We start from the raw sequence: 17,868 nt of genomic DNA on the forward strand, positions 1-17,868 counted from the left end.
GACAGCCTCCCCAGCAGGGGCACCAGAGAACCCATCCGTCACCCGAGGCAGGGTAGTGCAGCCTTACGACGTTTTCTCGGGCCATGCCCGCGCGAGCAACTCCCGGGTGTCCCGGAGCAACTGTGGTAGGACGCGCGTGTGCCCGACGATCGGCATGAAGTTGGTGTCGCCGCCCCACCGGGGCACGACGTGCTGGTGGAGATGGGCGGCGATGCCCGCGCCCGCGACGTGGCCGAGGTTCATCCCGACGTTGAACCCCTGCGCCCCGCTCGCCTCCCGCAGCGCGACGAGCGCCTTCTGGGTGAACTCGGCCAGCTCGGCCGTCTCGGCGGCGTCGAGGTCGGTGTAGTCGGGCACGTGCCGGTAGGGGCAGACCATCAGGTGGCCGGAGTTGTACGGATAGAGGTTCAGGACCGCGTACACGACCTCGCCCCGGGCCACGATGAGCCCGTCGGCGTCGTCCATCTTCGGGATCTCGCAGAACGGGCAGCCGTCGCCGGAACCCGGCCCGGTCGGCTTGTTCTCCCCCTTGATGTACGCCATCCGGTGCGGCGTCCAGAGCCGTCCGAATGCGTCGGGCACGTCTGTCATGTCGGCCAGCATAGGGGGACCAGGTCACGCGACCCCCGCCGACCGGGCCTAACGCCGGACAAACCCTTCGATCTTCCGGCAGAATCCTGCTGACCTGAGGAGATGATCGTGTGACCGACGTCGCGTACGAGCACCAGAACGAGACCCCCTCCGAGGAAGAAGCCCCCGCCGCCGAGGAGAGCGCCCCCGCTCCCCAGATCTCCGTCGCGGGCCTGAAAGGCAAGATCACCGTCGCCGACGAGGTCGTCGAGAAGGTGACCGCCCTGGCCGCCATGCAGGTCCCCGGCGTCGCCGACCTGGGCGGCGACCTGGCCCGCGCGTTCGAGTCGGTCCGCGACCGCATCGGCTTCGGCTCCAAGCGCGCCAACCAGGGGGTGAAGGCCGAGATCCAGGACGGCATGGTCGCCATCGACATCACGATCGTCATCCTCTACGGCCACGTCGTGATGGAGGTCGCCGCCGAGGTCCAGTCGAGCGTGGCCACGTCGGTCGCCCAGATGCTCGGCATGGAGGTCGTCGAGGTCAACGTCACCGTCGACGACGTGCGCCTGCCGGGCGAGGGCAAGGCGGAGGAGGCCGCCGCCTGACCGCCACCCGACCGGGCTCCCCGCGGAGCCCGGTCTACGCGGGCAGGTTCCCGTCGCCGCCCAGGTTGGCGACCACCCGGCGCAGCACGTTGATGGCCGTCACGTAGTCGTCCGGGTCGACGCCCGCGCGGGTCTTCTCCAGGACCGGGGCCAGCCGCTCCCACGCCCGCCGCCGCCCGGCCTCGCCGCCCGGGGTCAGGGTCATCGTCCCGCCGTCCTCGGTCAGCCAGCCCCAGTGGACCAGTTCGTCGAAGACCTCGTCGAAGTCGAGGCCGAGGTCCTCCCACGCCGACAGGCGCTCGGCCAGCTCCGCCCGGGTCCAGCGGCCCGGTGACCCGGCCGCGTGGTTGATCGTCCACCAGTGGGGCTGGGTCAGGCCCTCGACCGCCAGCTCGGCGCGGATCGCGCCCACCACCCGCCGGTAGGCCTCGCCCGTCCACGCCCCGAGGGGCTGGCCGTTCAGGACCTCCGGCGGATACTCCCTGATCGTCGTCATGGCAGACGACGCTAGAACCTCAAGCCGACTTGACGTCAACTAGGCGAGGCGGCGCTCCACCGCGTCGACGATCTCGGCCACCGCCTGGTCGACGGAGACGCCGTTCTTCTGCTCGCCGTTGCGGTAGCGGAACGACACCGCCCCGGCCGCCACGTCGTCGTCGCCGGCGAGCAGCATGTAGGGCACCTTCGACTTCTGGGCGTTGCGGATCTTCTTCTGCATGCGGTCGGCGGAGGCGTCGACCTCGACGCGGATGCCGTGGGCCTTGAGCTTCTTGGCGACGTCCTGCAGGTAGGCGACGTGGTCGTCGGAGATCGGGATGCCGACCACCTGGACCGGCGCCAGCCAGGCCGGGAACGCGCCCGCGTAGTGTTCGGTCAGCACGCCGAAGAAACGCTCGATCGAGCCGAACAGGGCGCGGTGGATCATGACCGGACGCTGGCGGGAGCCGTCGGCGGCGGTGTATTCGAGCTCGAACCGCTCGGGCAGGTTGAAGTCGAGCTGGATGGTCGACATCTGCCAGGTGCGGCCGATGGCGTCGCGGGCCTGGACGGAGATCTTGGGGCCGTAGAAGGCCGCGCCGCCCGGGTCGAGGACCAGTTCGAGGTTCTCGCCCTCGGCCACCTCGCGCAGGACCGCGGTCGCCTCCTCCCAGGTCTGGTCGTCGCCGACGAACTTCACCGGGTCCTTGGTCGACAACTCCAGGTAGAAGTCGTTGAGGCCGTAGTCGCGCAGCAGGTCGAGCACGAAGCGCAGCAGCGAGACCAGCTCGCCGCGCATCTGCTCGCGGGTGCAGTAGATGTGCGCGTCGTCCTGCGTGAGGCCGCGGACGCGGGTCAGGCCGTGGACGACGCCCGACTTCTCGTAGCGGTAGACCGTGCCGAACTCGAAGGTGCGCAGCGGCAGCTCGCGGTAGGACCGGCCACGGGCCCGGAAGATCAGGTTGTGCATCGGGCAGTTCATCGGCTTGAGGTAGTAGCGCGCGCCCTCGAGCTCCATGGGCGGGAACATGCCGTCGGCGTACCAGTCGAGGTGGCCGGAGACCTTGTAGAGGTTGTCCTTGGTGATGTGGGGCGTGTTGACGAAGGAGTAGCCGGCCTCCTCGTGCTTCTTGCGCGAGTAGTCCTCCATCACCTTGCGGATCACGCCGCCCTTGGGGTGGAAGACCGGCAGGCCGGAGCCCAGTTCGTCGGGGAAGGAGAACAGGTCGAGCTCGGCGCCCAGCTTGCGGTGGTCGCGCTTCTCGGCCTCTTCGAGGAAGGCGAGGTATTCGTCCTGCTTCTCGCGGGACTCCCAGGCGGTGCCGTAGATGCGCTGGAGCTGCGGGTTCTTCTCGCTGCCGCGCCAGTAGGCGCCGCCCGAGCGCATCAGCTTGAAGGCGGGGATCACGCGGGTGGTGGGCAGGTGGGGACCCCGGCAGAGGTCCTTCCAGACGAGGTCGCCGCTCTTGGGGTCGAGGTTGTCGTAGATCGTCAGCTCGGCGCCGCCGACCTCGACGCTCTCGCCCGAGTCGCCGTCGGCCGCGCCGCCCTTGAGGCCGATGAGCTCCAGCTTGTAGGGCTCGGCCGCCAGCTCCTCGCGGGCGGCGTCGTCGGAGACGGCCCGGCGGGCGAAGGTCTGCCCCTGCTTGACGATCTCGCGCATGCGCTTCTCGACGCGCTTGAGGTCGTCGGGGGTGAACGGCGCCTTGACGTCGAAGTCGTAGTAGAAGCCGTTCTCGACGGGCGGCCCGATGCCGAGCTTGGCCTCGGGGAACAACTCCTGGACGGCCTGGGCCATCACGTGGGCGGTGGAGTGGCGCATGATCGCCCGGCCGTCGTCGCTGCCGATCTCGACCGGCTCGACGACGTCGCCCTCGGCGGCCGGGGCGGCGAGGTCCTTGAGACCGGAGGCCACGCGGGCCGCGATCACGGTCCGGCCGTCGGCCTCCAGCAGCTCGCCGTACGTCGTGCCCTCCGTTACCGAGCGCTCGACCCCTGCGACGGTGACGGTGATAGCGGACACGATGGTTCTCCTAGGACGACGGGCGCGGATGTCAGGCCGACTCTACCGGGATTCGCGCGCCCTATTTCCCGCGCCGGTCCGGGGCGCCCAGCGCCAGCAGGTCGGCCACGGTGCCCGCGAAGACGTCGAGATCGAGCGGGCTGGCGGCGTACTGCTGAATGGCCCAGCCGGACCACGGCGCGGGCACCCTGGGCTCGCCGATCGGGCGGCCCGGGTCGGCGATCCACAGCGGATAGTCCGCCAGGCCCTCGCAGTTGCCCTCGGCGGCGAAGTGGAGGTGCGTCCAGACGAACGGGAGCAGCCCGCAACGCCGGGTGACCTCGGCGCACCACCGGCGGCCGAACTCGGCGACCTCGGCGGCGGGCAGGCCGTCGGTGGCCTTGAACTCCAGCGCGGCCAGGTCGCCGGGGGCGAGCCGGACGGTCTCCAGGAAGTGCCTGGCCTGGGCGCGGGCGTCGCCCAGCGGCCGGGCCACGTGGTAGGCGCCGCGGACGAAGCCGAACCGGCCCATGGCCGTCCAGTTCTCCGCGAAACGGGTGTCGGCGAGCCGGTCGCTCTCGGTGGCGCGCGCGAAGGCGAACACCGCGTCGGTCTCGGCCTGGGCCGACCAGTCGACGGGGCCCTGCCAGTCGGACACGTCGATGCCGTGGATCACCGCTGAAGGGTAATACCGGCGTCATCGGGTCGCGACCGGTTCGTATATTTGACCGCTCGTTCCAGATAGGCGTACCGTCCTGGTGTGGCACGGATCAGGGAGTTCGACACCGAGGCCGCCGTCGAGGCGGCCATGTGGGCCTTCCGGCGCACCGGCTTCGAGGGCACCTCGATCCAGGACCTGGTCGAGGCCACCGGGGTCGGCCGGGGTTCCCTCTACGCCGCGTTCGGCAGCAAGGAGGGCCTCTACCTGGCCGCGGTCGACCGCTACCGCGACACCTACGCCGTCCCGCTGATCGAGGAGCTGCGGGCCGGCCGCCCGGCCCGCGACCTGATCCACGGGATCCTGCTCGACCTCGTCGACGAGATCGTCGCCGACGGCGACCGCCATGCCTGCCTGTTCGTGAGCGCGGCGGTCGAGCGGGCGCCCCACGACCCCGAGGTGCGGGTGCGCATCAGGGCCACCACCGCCTCCCTGGAAGACGCGTTCGCCGACCTGATCGGCGAACAGGGCCTCGCGGGCGACCGCGACCCGCGCGACCTGGCCCGCTTCCTGATGACGACCATCCACGGCATGCGCGTCATGGCGGCCGTCACCCCCGACCGGGCGGCCCTCACGGCGATCGCGGAGGTCGCCCTGGGCTGCCTGGCCTAGTTCTTTCACGCCCTAATTCTGGAACGTACAGTCAAGAAAAGGAGCCGTCGATGGACACGATCGGCGTCGGCATCATCGGAGCGAGCCCGGACGGCTGGGCCTCCTTCAGTCACGTCCCCGCCCTCAAGGCGCTGCCCGGCTACGAACTCCGGGCGGTCGGCACGTCCCGGCGGGCCTCCGCCGAGGCGGCGGCGGAGCGGTTCGGGGTCGCGGCGGCCTTCGACGACCACGAGGCGCTCATCGCCCACCCCGGCGTCGACCTCGTGGTGGTGGCCTCCACGGTGACCCGCCACCACGAGCACGCCGCCGCCGCGCTGGCGGCGGGAAAGATGGTCTACTGCGAGTGGCCGCTGGCCCGCGGGCGGGCCGAGGCCGAAGACCTGGCGGCGCGGGCGGCGGGCCGGCGTACCGTGATCGGGCTGCAGGCCCGTTACGCCCCGGCGGTCCGGCACGCCCGCGACCTGGTCGCCGGCGGCTACGTCGGCGAGGTGCTGGGCACCACGCTGATCGGGTCGAGCATGTCGTGGGGCGGCGAGACCGACCGCGCCCACGCCCACCTCTTCGACGCCGCCACCGGCCTGACCCCGCTGACGGTCTCGGCCGCGCACGCGCTGGAGGCGATCGAGCACGTGCTCGGCGGCTTCGCCGCCGTGTCGGGAAACCTGGTCACCGCCCGGACACGGACGCGGATCGCCGACGACGACACCACGATCCCGGTCACCGTCCCCGACCAGGTGTCGGTCACCGGCCGCCTGGCGGGCGGCGCGGCGCTCTCGCTCTTCTACCGGGGCGGGTGGTCGCGGGGCGAGAACCTGCGCTGGGAGATCAACGGCACCGAGGGCGACCTGGTGCTGCGCGCCTCCGGCCCCAACGGCAACCTCCAGACGCGCGACCTGGTGCTCGAAGGCGGCCGGGGCGGCGACGACACCGTCCACGAGATCTCCGTGCCCGGCTCCTACTTCCACCCGGTGCCGCGCGGCCTGGAAGGTCCGGCGCAGAACGTCGCCCAGGTCTACGTGGCGCTCGCCCGCGACCTGCGCGACGGCACCCGGACCGTGCCCGGCTTCGACCATGCCCTGGAGCGCCACCGCCTCGTGCACGCCCTGGAGCGACAGCAGGTCAGCGCCGCTCCAGCAGCTCGGTGAACAGGGCCTCCCAGCGCGGCATGATCGAGTCGGCCGTGTAGTTCCGGGCCGTCTCCAGCGCCGCCGCGCCGAGCCGCTTGCGCAGCGTGTCGTCCTCGATGAGCCGGGTGATGCCCTCGGCCAGCGCGGTGACGTCCTTGGGCGGCACCAGCAGGCCGTTGACGTTGTCGACGATCACGTCGCCGGGGCCCGTCGGGCAGTCGAAGCTGACCACGGCGAGGCCGTGGGCCATGGCCTCCAGCATCACCATGGGCAGTCCCTCGAACCGGGAGCTGAGCACGTAGATGGAGGAGTCGGCCAGTTCGTCCCAGAGCCTCTCGGTGCGGCCGCGGAACCGGATGCGCTCCGCTTCGGTGATCTTGTTGAGCAGCTTGGGGAGCGAGGAGCCCTCTCCGTACACGTCGAGGGTCCAGTCCTTGTGCGGGACCTGCTCGAAGGCGGGGATCAACAGGTCGAAGCCCTTCTGGGTCTTCAACCGGCCGGCCGCGATCACCCGGCGGCTGGTCAGCGCCGACTGGCGGCGCCCGGCGATGTGCACCGAGTTGGGCATCAGCCGGGTCTTCACGCCGGGGGCGAGGCGTTCGTACTCGTTCTTGTCGGTCTTGGTCAGCACGGTGACCAGGTCGAGGCGGCCGTAGTGGCGGGCGATGTCCTGGCGCACCGGCTCCTTGTGGGTGCGCAGGTTCATGTGCTCCTGGCCGACCCGCACGACGCTCTTGCGGCCGTGCCGGGCGGCGATCAGGTTCAGCCCCGGCCGGGTGGTGACCAGGATGCCGTCGTCGAGGCTGGATACGTACTCGGTGACGGCCTTCTCGACGTGGGCGGTGAACCAGTGGGCGGCGAACTCGCCCTCGGGCACCGCCTTGCCGCGCAGCCGCCGCATGACGCGGTCGGTGAAGGTGACGGGCTCGATGCCGCCGCGTTCGTCGACGACGGCGGTGACCTTGACGCGCGGGTCGATCTCGAACTGGGGGCGGTCGCGGCGCTGGACGGCGCTGACGATCTCGACGTCGTGGCCGCGCTGGGCCATGGCGTTGGCCTGGGTGATGACGGTCCGAATTGTTCCACCCATGCCGAACGCGTGGAGGAGCATATAGCGGATCTTCACTTGGACAGGTACCCCCAGCTAACGCTCATCGGGCGGAGCACGTCGGGAATCTCGGACTCGTCGGGCAGGTCGCGCCCCTTCTGGACCTCGCCGGAACGGATCTTGTCCTTCCAGTCGCCCAGGCCCTTCTGCACGACCGTCTGCGCGGAGCCGTAGCGCAGCATGCCGGCTTCGAAGGGGATGCCGAGGAAGTCGCAGACCGCGCGGATCTGGCCCTCGGGGTCGGCCGTCAGGTCCTCGTAGTGGATCGTGTGACCCTTGAGGCCGTTGCGGGCGCGCTCGACGGCCTTCATGTAGCGCAGCGCGTCGGCCGCCGCCTCGGTGAAGTCGCGCTTCTCCGGGTCGGCCTCGTGCCACGACCGGGCGATCGAGACGGGGTGGCGCAGCAGGAAGACGAACCGGGCGTCGGGCCAGCAGGCCGCCAGGCGCTCGAAGGCGAAGGCGTTGGCCGGGGTCTTGTCGACGATGTGGCTCTTGCCGCTGCGCAGCAGTTCGCGGTGCAGCACCCGGTCCCACAACAGGTGCTCCAGGTCGGCCTGGTTGTGGCCGAGGGCGTGCATCGCCCGTTCGGCCAGCCCGGTGCCGAAGCCGACGGTCAGGCGGCGGACGTGCAGTTCGTGGGGGGCGTGCAGCAGCGAGTGGGCGTTCAGGATCGAGCGCAGGAGGGTCGACCCCGACCGGACCGGCGACATCACGAAGATGGGGGCGCGCAGCAAGCGGTCGGTCCGGGCGTCGGCCGGCGGCCGCACCTCCGAGGCGGGCGCGGGGGCGGGCTTGGCCGCCTTCGCCTTCCCGGCCTTGGGCGAGTTCGCCGGTGCGGACTCGCCCATCTTCGTCAGATGAAACCCGGTGAACTCGCCCAGCGCAACGTTCACTCGTTGTTTCCAGTTCATGTGTGGACCTTACGGACTTTCCCTGAGAATTACCTGGAACTGTCCGTAGGTTGGCACATCAATGCCGGTGCGTGTGATCGAAAATGGCTGATGTCGCCCGGATGCTCGTAACCGGGCGTTAACACCGCGGCCGCGCAGCGGGCGTCCGCCCGGAGCGCGAACCGCCGCCGCTTCGACGGCATCCTGCCGGTCTGTCTCCCGTCGCGGCCGGCCTGACGGTGGTCGCCCGGGACGACGCGGCCATCGGCGACACGGCCACCCCGGTGCGGAAGGTCACCGTCCCGGTGACGCTCCAGCCCCGGGGCTCGGGCGAGAGACCGCCGAAACGGGCCCGGCCCACGCCCCGATCACCACGACGGCGCAGCAGAGAACGACCATCAGGCAACCGTCGACGACCAGGTTGGCGCCGGCCGGGACCAGCTCGCGGGTGGTCCCGTCGGCGTAGCGGCACACGTGGCTCAGGGGCAGCCAGGTCCAGCTCGTCGCCGGAAAGGCGAGCGGGCCGCCGGTGCAGTACTCCCCGGTGGGCCGAGGTTCCGGGAACGCGCCCCCGGCCATCCCGTACACCCAGGCCGCGACCGCGACCACCGACGCGAGCAGGGCGCTCACGCCGCACCGGCGGGTGAGCGTCCACCGGTCGTCCACCTGTTGGTCGGTCACGGTGACCATCATGGCCTCAGGACGGGTTCTCCTCCTCGACTCTGGCCAGAAGGGTCGCCACGAAACCGCTCACGAAGGCGTCGAGCATGGCGGCGGGCAGCGCGAAGGGCGGGATCGTCGGCACGCCGCCCGTCGTCTCGATCAGGTAGGCGCGGCCCAGCGAGATCACCGGGTCGACGTCGTCGGTGAGGACGCGGCGGGCGAGTTTCGCCACCGTTTCCGGTTCGCCCATGAACCGGTTCTCGTAGAACTGCGCGAAGCGGGTCACATGACCGCCGTGCAGGTAGTAGGAGCCGGCCGCCTGCGCGATCGACTCGCCCGAACGCACCCGCACGGCCAGGTTGTAGGCGTCGGCGTCCTCGACCAGGTCGCGGAGCTTGAAGGTGCCCTCGCCCACCGGCTTGGCCAGCCGTTCGGCGCAGTAGGTGTAGCCCGAGGCGTAGCTGCCGCTGTCGCGCCGCCACTCGCCGTAGAAGGTCATCAGGTCGCCGCCCCAGCCCGCCACGTCGGAGCCGTTCTCCGCGACGATCGGCAGCGGCGGCGGGGCGACGTGGACGGCGTTGCAGGCGGCGGCCAGGTGGGAGACCTTCAGGCCGATGCCGTGGAAGGGGTCGGTGAACTCCCGGAGCGGGGTGACGCCCGCGTTCTTCACGAAGCGGACGAACCCCTCGTCGACCCCGCCGATGAGCTGCCGCCACATGACGTCGTCGTAGTCCTCGTGGCGGAGGAACTCCAGCACCAGCCGGTTCGGGTCGCCGCCTCCGTAGGCGACCGCCAGGCCGTGGAGCGCGGCGAGGTGGGTGACGAAGTCGGCCGCCGGACGGACGGGGTTGCCCACCGAGGAGACGCCGGGGTCGGCCGCCGTCCTGCGCACGTTCTTGTCGATCTGGATCCGCCCGGCGCCGGCCCCCACCCACAGGGTCTGGATCTGGTTGAACGACCAGTTCTCCGGTAGGGCGAACCCCATGTTCCCGGAGAAGCCGCTCGACATCCCCGACACGAACGACCACCGGGCGAAGGTCTCCCGGGTCACCTGTGCGCAGACGTTCCGCGAGCCGTAGACGCCGTGGACGTATCTCTTCCCCTGGTGGGCGAGCCCGCCGACCACCCCCTTGAAGTAGGGGATGACGTTCGAGGTGATCTGCGGCCGAGTCGCGTCGAAGTCGACCGCGAAGTAGATGACCGTCCCGGCGTCGAAGCCGTGACCGGCGGCGGCGGCGTGCGCGCCGAGGGCGTCGAGGTAGCCCTGGGTGTGGGTGAAGTAGGCGGCCGTCTTCCCCGAGTACTGCGAGATCGGGAAGACCCGCAGGCCGCCCCCGAAGATCGTGGCGAGTTCGCCCGGCTGGATCTGCTTGTGCAACGGCTGCGCGCTCGGCCGCTCGTCGAGGTAGCGGCCCACGATCCGGTAGCCCGCGTCCCACAGGGCGCGCGCCCGCTCGGCCGTCACGGTCGTCATGCAGTCGGCGGCCGCGCCCGGACGGTCGGGGTCTCCGGTGGAGACCAGGAGCTGACACCAGGTGGCGTAGTCGGCCGTCCCGGTCACGGGGAGCTCGGAGAACTCCTGGAACGCCCGCAGGTATCCGGCCAGGCCCGCGTCGAAGGTCTCGGTGAACTCCGCCTCGCGATAGAGGCCGTCGGCACCCGGCACCCGGCCGTTGAACACGCATGCCGCGCTCAGGATCCGCACCCAGATCCCGGTGTCCCCGGGCGCGAGCGGATGCCCGCGCAGTCCGTCGCGGGTGCCGGGCCCGAAGTTCCCGCCGGCCTGCGCGTCGGACATTCCCAGCTCGAATTGCACGGCGAGGTACAGGGCCCTCTGCACGTCCCGCGAGAATATCCCGTCACACGGGATGACGAAGAAGTTCGCCCGGTCGGTATAACGGAGATTGAGCCACTGCTGCACCGCCCGGACCTTTCCCGTCCCACCGGCGACAATGACATAGGCGTCCATTGTGAGAATCGCCTTGAATATCTTCGGCGGCACGTCGCCGTCGGCCGCGCCGAGCCCGGCGTCGGCCTTGAGTTCCCGCACCGAGGTGTCGGTCGTGGAGTCGTAGACGCCGGCCTGGTCGCCGCCCCAGTAGCCCTTGCAGAACAGCCCGTGCTGGATGATCTGGACGACGTTCATCCTTGTCGAACCGGTGCCGACGACACCCACCCCGGCCAGCGTGTCCGCCCCGAACACGCCGTCGACCTCGGGCAGGCCGAGCTCGATCTGCAGGGCGCGGGTGAGGGAGCCCATCGTGGCCCACCCGGTGACGCCGTCCTCCCGGCACCGGACGTACCCGTCGGCCTCCGCGTAGGTGGCGTTGACCCAGCGTTGCGCCGCCAGCACCTTGTGATCCATCGTCCCCCCGTTTCGGTGATTGCCGGAAGGATTGCGATCGTCACGTGTGAATTCCGGCTCCGCAAGGGAAATCCATGCTTACCCGCGCCCCGGGAAAGCCCGCCGGGGCGGCTTTCGCCTCTTCCGCCCCGGCGGGCCCTTTTCTCATTGACTATTCCGCCGGCAGCGCCTCGCGGAGGGCCGCGACCGCGGCGGTCTCGGCCCGGTGGATCTCGGCGAGCCGCTCGCCCAGCGCGGGGAAGAAGCCGGGCGCAGGCGGCGTCGCCTCCTCCTTCAGCGCCCACAGTTCCGCGGCCGCCGCCTCGGCGTCCGCCGTCCCCGCCGAGCCCTCGGCCACGGCGGCGCGGACGGCCACCGTGAGTTCGCGCAGCCGCCGGTTCTCCGCCTCCGGCAGCGCCGCCTCGGCGAAGTCGTGCCACAGGCCGTGAACGCGCCGGAACTCGGCCGCCGGTCCGCCCAGTGGCAGGCCGAGCAGGCCGGCCGCCTCGTCGAGGCCGTCGGCGAACAGGTCGCGGTGGTTGCCGCCGTCGGTGCCGACCGGTTCGACGGCCTCCCAGATCGACAACATCGCGCCCGCCAGGCCGCGGCCGTCGGCGAACACCTTCGGCCAGCCCTTCGCCGCCGATCCGTCGGCGACGGTCCGGCTCCACTTGCGCCAGGCCGGCAACGAGAACGAGTCGGAGGACCCGCTGAGGTGGGCGGCGCAGTCGCGCAACCCGGCCAGCACCGCCTCCTCCAGCCGGGGCCGGGCGGGGGTGACGGCGTGCAGCATGTTCTTGTACGACCCCACCCGCGCCCGCGCCGCGTCGAGCCGGGCCCGGTCGACGCGCAGCGGCGCGAGGTTGCGGTCGTCGACGTGGACGGCGTCGCCGTCCTCCCGGTAGACCACGACCGGATGCCCGCCCCGGCCGTCGAGGGCGGCGGGGGCGTGCCAGTAGCCGACGTGGTAGAGGTCGGGCAGCACCACGCACGCCCGGCCCGCCGCCAATTCGGCCGACAACCGCGCCGACGCGCCCTTCGCGCCGCCGGTGGTGTGGACGTCGAACGGCACCCCGAGCCGGGTCAGCGTGGTGTCCATCCACCTCTGCGGGTACTGCCAGCGGTTGCGGAACCCCAGCACGACGGTGGCCGACCCGTGGCGCTTGAACTCCCAGAGGATGTAGCCCGCGCCGAGCCCTCCCCCGGCCACGTAGACGAGCGGCTCACTGACGGGGAACCCGCCGTTGCGCAGGATGTTGGCCACCGCCGCCGAGGCCGAGTGGCGGCCGCCGTGGAGGGTCCACCCGTGGTCGGTCTGCGGGCCCGCCGCGCCCGCGACGTGCATGCGTGCGGTGGTGTAGCTCTCGCCCGTCTTGGCCATGCGCGCCCGGATGCGCGCCTTGAGCTGCTTCTTGCCGGTCATGACGACTCCATCGCGGCACACGCGGACACCCGGTCCACGCCCGCGATGTTCGCTCCGGCCGCTTCGGTTGTCGCCGTGCACGGATCCGCCGCGCTCCAGAGGCGATGAGGTCCCCTTTGCCTCCGCGTGCGGCGAGCCGCGTGGAGACCCGCTGAAGGAGGTTCGGCGGTGGAGCCCGCCACCGCCGAACTTACACCTTCGGGATGTCGACCGCGATCTCGTCGCCGAGCCGGTATCCGGTGGCCAGGTCGAGCCGGTCGCCGCTCCAGAAGCGCCCCGGGTCGTACCAGTTGGCCGCCTTCCGGTTGGTCAGCAGGCCCATCGCCTCGTAGGTCACCGCCACCACCTCGGCGCAGTAGGCCGACTCCAGGGCCATGTCGCGGGCGCGCCGCGACGGCAGCCGCCCGCGCAGCCAGCGGCCGGCCAGGTGGGCGGTCGAGGGGAACGGGGTGCCGTCGAGGCGGGCGATCGTCTTGAGGACGGCGTCTTCCATCTCGCGGGTCACGTCGGGCTGGAGCTGGCGCAGCCAGCCGCGCTGGCCGTACTTGTTCGACCAGGTCACCACGGCCTCGCGCAGGTCGTGGAGCTGCACGCCGCGCTGGCGGGTGCCGGTCCACATGTCGGTGAGGGACCGGCCCAGCTCGGCGTGCCACATCAGCGGCGGCAGGTCTTCGATCACGACCGACATGCCGACGTGGTTGACCGGGCTGTTGGTCGTCATCTGGATCGCCCGGTCGGGGACCGAACGGCCGCGGAACACCCAGACGTCACCGGTCCGGGTCTGGGTCAGCGCTTCGTCGAGGGTGATGCCGCTCATATCGGTAACCTAAGCACATGCGCTGGTGGAAAATCCTGGGCCTGGCCGCGTTCGCGGGCGTCGCGGCGACCGGAGTGGTGGCGGTCCGCGCCGAACGGCGTCGCCGGGCCTACACCCCCGAGGAGATCCGCGACCGGCTCCGCGAACGGACGGCCGAGATCTCCTCGCAGGGCACGCCTAACCCCTGACCGATCGGGGCGGCACGGTGTTGCCGGTCAGCGCCGCGTCGTCGATCGAGACGGGGCGGTAGGGCAGGGTCGCGAGCCGGCGCCGCATCTGGCCGAGGGTGTCGGCGAGGGTGTCGGCGCGGGCGCTGACGAACGCCCACTCGTGCTCGTCGGAGCCGTAGTAGACGACCGACGGGAACGCCCGGGTGAAACGCTCCCAGGAGCGGCGCAGCGTGTGGTTGCGCCACAGGGTCATGCATCCGGCCTGGGTCGACACGACCCCGCCGGGGGCCAGCGCCTTGCGGCACATCTCCAGGAACGCGGCGCCGTAGAGGCGGTCGTGCTGGGCGTCTCCCTCGGGGCTCTCGTCGGGCAGGTCGACGACGATGACGTCGTAGCCGGCGGCCGACTCCAGGAAGGCGTAGCCGTCTTCGTAACGCATGGTGATCGGGCCGGTGCCCCGCTCGGCGGCGGTGAGCTCGGCGACGGTGTAGCCGTAGGGCAGGTGGTCGGCGCAGATCCGGACCGCCCGCCGGTCGATGTCGACGTGGTCGACGACCCGGGCGCCCGCCGCGACGAGGAGCTGGCAGGCCACGCCCTCGCTCGACCCGATGACCAGGCAGCGGTCGAGCCGGTCGGCGAGCAGGGCCGGGGGGATGACCAGGGCCTCGTGGTAGACGAGCTGGCTGAACTCGGTCGACTGGCGCTCGCCGCCGCAGAACAGGCTCGCGCCCTGCTCTGTGACGGCGACCAGGACGTCTTGGAAGGGGGTCGTCTCCTCGTGGAGCACGGCGTCGACCCGCCACAGGCGGCGCATGCCGCCGGTCGTCGGCTCATCGATCCACAGGTGACCGTCGTGTTCGATCAAAGGGTTGCCTCCACTCGCTGACCGCCTCTCCCGATGATCCTCGTCGTCACCCGGCCGGGTGTCAGCTCGGCGGCCATGACGCTCATGGCCTTGCGGGGGTCGGCCCGGTCACCGCAGGTGAAGACGTCGACGAAGGCGGCGCGGTGCTGGGGGTAGGTGTGGAGCGAGGCGTGCGACTCGGCCAGCAGGGTCAGCACGGTGACCCCCTGGGGGACGAACCGGTGGGAGACCACCTCCATGACGGTCGCCCCCGCTTCCTTCATGGCCCTGGGCAGCAGCGTGCGCAGCAGGGGTTCGTCGTCGAGGAGCGCCGGGTCGGCGTCCTCGAACTCGACGATGACGTGGATGCCGCTGAACCGGCCGATCTGCGTGGTCATCAGCCCGGCACACAGAAGGTCGGCAGCGCCGGCAGGCCGTTGACCGCCGCGCAGGAGTAGCTGGAGGTGTACGCCCCGGCGTCCATGATCTCGATGGGGTCGCCGGGGGCGAGCGAGAGGGGCATGGCGTAGTCGGTGTGCTGGTAGAGCACGTCGTCGCCGTCGCTGGTCGGCCCGGCCAGCACGACCGGCCCGTCGGGGCCGAACCCGGCGGGGGTGTGGATGCGGTAGGCGATGGTGTCGTTCTCGGTCTCGACCAGGCCGTTGTAGCGGCCGACGTCGAGGAACACCCAGCGGCGCGGGTCGGCGGGCACGCCGCCGCGGACCGCCACGACCTCGGCGCGGATCATGCCAGACGGGCCGACGAGGGATCGGCCCGGCTCGATGACCAGTCGCGGACGGTCGCGGGGTTCGAAGTGGCGGGCGAGCGACAGGTCGACCGCGCGGGCGAACTCCTCGGAGGAGGCCGACGGTTCGCGGTAGGAGATCGGGAACCCCCCGCCGATGTCGATGACGGGCAGCCGCACGCCCTCGGGTTCGAGCATCTTGGCGATCTTCGCGGCGGCGGCGATGCCGGCGTCCCAGGCGGCGAGGTTGCGCTGCTGGGAGCCGACGTGGAACGTGACGCCCTGGGGTCGCAGGCCCCGGTCGGCGGCCTCGGCGAGCATCTCGGGCGCCGCCTCCTCGGGGCAGCCGAACTTGGCCCCGAACGGCATCGCGGCGGCCGGCGGGGTCACCTGGATGCGGCAGAACACCTTCGACCCGGGCGCCTCGACGATGATGTTGCGCAGGTCGCCGGGGTTGTCGAAGGCGAAGGTCCGCACTCCGCGCTCGTAGGCGGCGGCCACGTCGGAGCGCTTCTTCACCGGGTTGCTGAACGACAGCCGGGACGCGGGCACCCCGCGCGCCAGGCAGAGCTCGATCTCGGCGAGGCTGGCGACGTCGAAGCCGGCGCCTAACCGGGCGAGGGTGGTGATGACGCCGGGTGCGGCGTTGGCCTTGACCGCGTAGAGGATCTCGGCGCCGATGAACGCGAGGCTCATGGTCCGGTAGGTCGATTCGAGCGTCGGCAGATCGATGAGCAGGCAGGGACTGGGCGTCTCGTGACGGTCGGCGAAGGCGCGCAGCCGCACTGCGGCCCCCTCCATCGCGCCCTCGACACGTCGAGTGAGAGTCAGGTCTGGCACGGCTCCCCCTTACTTTCCGTGGTATATCGCCCACCGAAAGTAGTCACACGGGAACCCCGATGACCATAACCTGAAGGTGACACGGACCTTACTTAGCGAATTGATAGAGCCCGGCGGTTTTAACTCTGTGACGGGAAGGGCAGAAGAGAAGTTTCCCGTCCGCCCATATGTGGATATTTCACCAATCGTCCGCTATAGATCCAGGACGACGTCCTCGCGCACCGGCGCCGAGCAGCAGATGAGCGCGTCCCCGGCCGCCGGCGGCTCCAGCGGCTCGGTCCGATAGCGGACCTCACCCGCCAGCAGCCCCGTCACGCAGGTGTGGCACACCCCCGTCCGGCACGACCACCGCACCGGCACGTCGCACGCCTCGGCCAGTTCGAGGAGACTGCCGTACTCCTCGCCCCACCGGACGGTCAGCCCGCTGCGCGCGAAGGTGACCTCCGGGCCGGTCCCCCGGGACGCCGGCGGATGCGGCCGGACGTGCCGCGCGTCCACCACACCGGGGTTGACAGCGGCCAGTGTGCCGAACAGTTCGGTGTGCACCCGCGCGGCCGGGAGCCCCGCGCCGGCCAGCGCGTCGGCCATGGCGCCCATGAAGCCGGCGGGCCCGCATATATAGGCGTCGGTGTCGGGCGTGAGCCCGAGTCCGGCCAGGCCGGCGGCGGTCGGGCGGCCGGTCTCGGCGTGCGGCGGCAGCGGTTCGCCGGGTTCGGGGGCGGTGAAGAAGACCTTCCACCGGGCGCCGGGGATGCGGTCGAGCAGTTCGTGCACCTCGTCGGCGAACACCTGCGTCCTGACAGCGCGTGTCACGTGCAGCCACCAGACGGGCCGTTCGGCGCCCGTCTCGGCCAGGGTGTGGAGCATCGCCAGCACGGGGGTGATGCCGATCCCGGCCGAGATCAGCGCGACCGGTGAGGAGGCGTCGGCCATCGTGAAGTCGCCCCGGGGCGCGGCCACCTCCAGCGCGTCGCCCTCGGCGACCCGGGAGTGCAGGTATCCACTGACCTCGCCGCCGGGTTCGTGCTTGACGGTGATTCGATAGCCGGAGGATCCAAGCGACAACGAGTAGCTGCGCACCGAGCCGCCGGGCACCCGTACCGTCAGATACTGGCCCGGCAGGGCCACCGGCAGCGCCGAACCGTCGCCGGGGGCGAGATAGAAGGAGACGGTGTCCGCACTCTCCCGGCGCACCCGCGTGACGGCGAGCGGCCGGAACCCCGGCCACGCGGGCCGGGCGAGGGGGGCGGCGGTGAGCAGGTCCCGGAACGAGCCCTGCCAGCCGGGGCTCAGCGCCGGGTTGTCCAGCGCGGCCCGCAACCGGGCGGGGTCGCGCGGGCCGGGGAGGTAGAGCAGAGCGTCGGCCTCGGCGACCGAGACCTCCCCCGCGCCGACCGACAGGCGCTCGATGTCGTCTCCGGCCTCCACGAACCCCTCGGTGATCACCCGCAGGTAGAACCCGGGCCGCCGGTGCCCGACGAGCAGCGAGGCCATCTCGGGCACGCCCATCCGCAACCCCACCCGGAAACAGGTGACGCGCGGCTGGGTGACCTCGAAGACGGCACCGCCGATCCGGTAGCGGTCGCCGATGCGGACCTCGTCGTCGGGCAGCCCGTCGACGGTGAGGTTCTCGCCGAACTGGCCGTAGGTGAGGTCGTCGCGGCCGAGGTGACGGCTCCAGTGGGCGTAGGAGTCGATCTGGTAGACCAGCACGGCGCGCTGCTCACCCCCGTGCCCCGCCAGGTCGCCCTGCCCGTCGCCGTCGATGTTGAGCCGCCGCACCCGCCGCGGCCCCTCGACGCTGCTCTTCCAGATGCCCGTGTGGACGGTGCGGCCCTCCCAGGGCACGTCCTTGGGCAGGCCCACGTTGACCGACAGCAGTTTTCCGACGATCTCCCCCATACCGGGAG

General features: G+C 71.3%; 18 protein-coding genes. 4 read left to right on the plus strand and 14 right to left on the minus strand.

The annotated features are described in order from the left end of the window. Nucleotides 1-63 precede the first annotated feature (63 nt). The gene (locus AW273_RS27505) at nucleotides 64-591 is read right to left on the minus strand and encodes an HIT family protein (RefSeq protein WP_232327622.1); all 528 of its coding nucleotides are present in this window, start codon (nucleotides 589-591) and stop codon (nucleotides 64-66) included. A gap of 110 nt (nucleotides 592-701) precedes the next feature. Between AW273_RS27505 and AW273_RS27510 the strand changes: the two genes are divergently transcribed. Beyond that, nucleotides 702-1,178 (plus strand): Asp23/Gls24 family envelope stress response protein, encoded by a 477-nt coding sequence (locus AW273_RS27510; protein ID WP_062354114.1) that lies wholly within the window; start codon nucleotides 702-704, stop codon nucleotides 1,176-1,178. A gap of 34 nt (nucleotides 1,179-1,212) precedes the next feature. Here AW273_RS27510 and AW273_RS27515 read toward each other — a convergent pair whose 3' ends face one another. The 3 genes from AW273_RS27515 to AW273_RS27525 form a co-directional block, all read right to left on the minus strand. Beyond that, nucleotides 1,213-1,674, minus strand: coding sequence for a winged helix DNA-binding protein (locus AW273_RS27515; RefSeq protein ID WP_062354117.1), 462 nt, complete (start codon nucleotides 1,672-1,674; stop codon nucleotides 1,213-1,215). Nucleotides 1,675-1,713: 39 nt separating this feature from the next. Further along, nucleotides 1,714-3,678 carry a threonine--tRNA ligase gene (gene thrS, locus AW273_RS27520; RefSeq protein WP_083950092.1) on the minus strand — a complete coding sequence of 655 codons (1,965 nt, stop codon included), beginning with the start codon at nucleotides 3,676-3,678 and terminating at the stop codon, nucleotides 1,714-1,716. Between the two features lie 61 nt (nucleotides 3,679-3,739). Beyond that, nucleotides 3,740-4,333 carry a glycoside hydrolase family 25 protein gene (locus AW273_RS27525; protein WP_062354123.1) on the minus strand — a complete coding sequence of 198 codons (594 nt, stop codon included), beginning with the start codon at nucleotides 4,331-4,333 and terminating at the stop codon, nucleotides 3,740-3,742. A gap of 84 nt (nucleotides 4,334-4,417) precedes the next feature. Between AW273_RS27525 and AW273_RS27530 the strand changes: the two genes are divergently transcribed. Together AW273_RS27530 and AW273_RS27535 are read left to right on the plus strand one after the other, a co-directional pair. Beyond that, nucleotides 4,418-4,987, plus strand: a complete 570-nt coding sequence (locus AW273_RS27530; protein WP_063910123.1) for a TetR/AcrR family transcriptional regulator — start codon at nucleotides 4,418-4,420, stop codon at nucleotides 4,985-4,987. Between the two features lie 50 nt (nucleotides 4,988-5,037). Continuing rightward, nucleotides 5,038-6,132 carry a Gfo/Idh/MocA family protein gene (locus tag AW273_RS27535; RefSeq protein ID WP_063910124.1) on the plus strand — a complete coding sequence of 365 codons (1,095 nt, stop codon included), beginning with the start codon at nucleotides 5,038-5,040 and terminating at the stop codon, nucleotides 6,130-6,132. Here AW273_RS27535 and AW273_RS27540 read toward each other — a convergent pair. The 6 genes from AW273_RS27540 to AW273_RS27565 form a co-directional block, all read right to left on the minus strand. Next, nucleotides 6,107-7,240, minus strand: coding sequence for a glycosyltransferase family 4 protein (locus tag AW273_RS27540; RefSeq protein WP_062354125.1), 1,134 nt, complete (start codon nucleotides 7,238-7,240; stop codon nucleotides 6,107-6,109). The genes AW273_RS27535 and AW273_RS27540 overlap by 26 nt on opposite strands. Then, the gene (locus tag AW273_RS27545) at nucleotides 7,237-8,115 is read right to left on the minus strand and encodes a sulfotransferase family protein (protein ID WP_232327623.1); all 879 of its coding nucleotides are present in this window, start codon (nucleotides 8,113-8,115) and stop codon (nucleotides 7,237-7,239) included. Before AW273_RS27545 ends, AW273_RS27540 begins: the two co-directional genes overlap by 4 nt. Nucleotides 8,116-8,406: 291 nt before the next feature. After that, the gene (locus tag AW273_RS27550; protein WP_157556222.1) at nucleotides 8,407-8,793 is read right to left on the minus strand and encodes a hypothetical protein; all 387 of its coding nucleotides are present in this window, start codon (nucleotides 8,791-8,793) and stop codon (nucleotides 8,407-8,409) included. A gap of 16 nt (nucleotides 8,794-8,809) precedes the next feature. Further along, nucleotides 8,810-11,140: a glycoside hydrolase domain-containing protein gene (locus tag AW273_RS27555; RefSeq protein ID WP_062354133.1), complete on the minus strand. Its 2,331-nt coding sequence runs from the start codon at nucleotides 11,138-11,140 to the stop codon at nucleotides 8,810-8,812. Nucleotides 11,141-11,291: 151 nt separating this feature from the next. Beyond that, nucleotides 11,292-12,542 carry a BtrH N-terminal domain-containing protein gene (locus AW273_RS27560; RefSeq protein ID WP_157556224.1) on the minus strand — a complete coding sequence of 417 codons (1,251 nt, stop codon included), beginning with the start codon at nucleotides 12,540-12,542 and terminating at the stop codon, nucleotides 11,292-11,294. Nucleotides 12,543-12,732: 190 nt separating this feature from the next. Further along, on the minus strand, nucleotides 12,733-13,359 hold the full coding sequence (locus AW273_RS27565) for a hypothetical protein (RefSeq protein WP_062354136.1): 627 nt from the start codon (nucleotides 13,357-13,359) through the stop codon (nucleotides 12,733-12,735). 17 nt (nucleotides 13,360-13,376) lie between these two features. Between AW273_RS27565 and AW273_RS38140 the strand changes: the two genes are divergently transcribed. Continuing rightward, nucleotides 13,377-13,547 (plus strand): hypothetical protein, encoded by a 171-nt coding sequence (locus AW273_RS38140; RefSeq protein ID WP_198168391.1) that lies wholly within the window; start codon nucleotides 13,377-13,379, stop codon nucleotides 13,545-13,547. On the opposite strand, the gene AW273_RS27570 is transcribed toward AW273_RS38140, so the two are convergent. From AW273_RS27570 to AW273_RS27585, 4 genes are all read right to left on the minus strand, one after another. Next, the gene (locus tag AW273_RS27570; RefSeq protein ID WP_232327624.1) at nucleotides 13,537-14,394 is read right to left on the minus strand and encodes a spermine/spermidine synthase domain-containing protein; all 858 of its coding nucleotides are present in this window, start codon (nucleotides 14,392-14,394) and stop codon (nucleotides 13,537-13,539) included. The two genes, AW273_RS38140 and AW273_RS27570, sit on opposite strands and share 11 nt — an antisense overlap. Beyond that, nucleotides 14,391-14,771 (minus strand): adenosylmethionine decarboxylase, encoded by a 381-nt coding sequence (gene speD, locus AW273_RS27575; RefSeq protein ID WP_062354138.1) that lies wholly within the window; start codon nucleotides 14,769-14,771, stop codon nucleotides 14,391-14,393. The genes AW273_RS27570 and speD overlap by 4 nt, the downstream gene beginning before the upstream one ends. Beyond that, the gene (locus tag AW273_RS27580) at nucleotides 14,771-15,958 is read right to left on the minus strand and encodes a type III PLP-dependent enzyme (RefSeq protein WP_198168392.1); all 1,188 of its coding nucleotides are present in this window, start codon (nucleotides 15,956-15,958) and stop codon (nucleotides 14,771-14,773) included. The genes speD and AW273_RS27580 overlap by 1 nt, the downstream gene beginning before the upstream one ends. Nucleotides 15,959-16,150: 192 nt before the next feature. After that, nucleotides 16,151-17,860: an MOSC and FAD-binding oxidoreductase domain-containing protein gene (locus tag AW273_RS27585; RefSeq protein WP_062354144.1), complete on the minus strand. Its 1,710-nt coding sequence runs from the start codon at nucleotides 17,858-17,860 to the stop codon at nucleotides 16,151-16,153. Between the last annotated feature and the right edge of the window lie 8 nt (nucleotides 17,861-17,868).

The organism is Herbidospora yilanensis (assembly GCF_001570565.1).
Lineage (GTDB): Bacteria > Actinomycetota > Actinomycetes > Streptosporangiales > Streptosporangiaceae > Herbidospora > Herbidospora yilanensis.

Coding starts and splice junctions, on each gene's coding strand:
- AW273_RS27515 (WP_062354117.1), bottom strand. CDS start 1,674: ATGACGACGATCAGGGAGTATCCGCCGGAGGTCCTGAACGGCCAGCCC.
- AW273_RS27560 (WP_157556224.1), bottom strand. CDS start 12,542: ATGACCGGCAAGAAGCAGCTCAAGGCGCGCATCCGGGCGCGCATGGCC.
- AW273_RS27565 (WP_062354136.1), bottom strand. CDS start 13,359: ATGAGCGGCATCACCCTCGACGAAGCGCTGACCCAGACCCGGACCGGT.
- AW273_RS27535 (WP_063910124.1), top strand. CDS start 5,038: ATGGACACGATCGGCGTCGGCATCATCGGAGCGAGCCCGGACGGCTGG.
- AW273_RS27585 (WP_062354144.1), bottom strand. CDS start 17,860: ATGGGGGAGATCGTCGGAAAACTGCTGTCGGTCAACGTGGGCCTGCCC.
- AW273_RS27505 (WP_232327622.1), bottom strand. CDS start 591: ATGACAGACGTGCCCGACGCATTCGGACGGCTCTGGACGCCGCACCGG.
- AW273_RS27555 (WP_062354133.1), bottom strand. CDS start 11,140: ATGGATCACAAGGTGCTGGCGGCGCAACGCTGGGTCAACGCCACCTAC.
- AW273_RS38140 (WP_198168391.1), top strand. CDS start 13,377: ATGCGCTGGTGGAAAATCCTGGGCCTGGCCGCGTTCGCGGGCGTCGCG.
- speD (WP_062354138.1), bottom strand. CDS start 14,771: ATGACCACGCAGATCGGCCGGTTCAGCGGCATCCACGTCATCGTCGAG.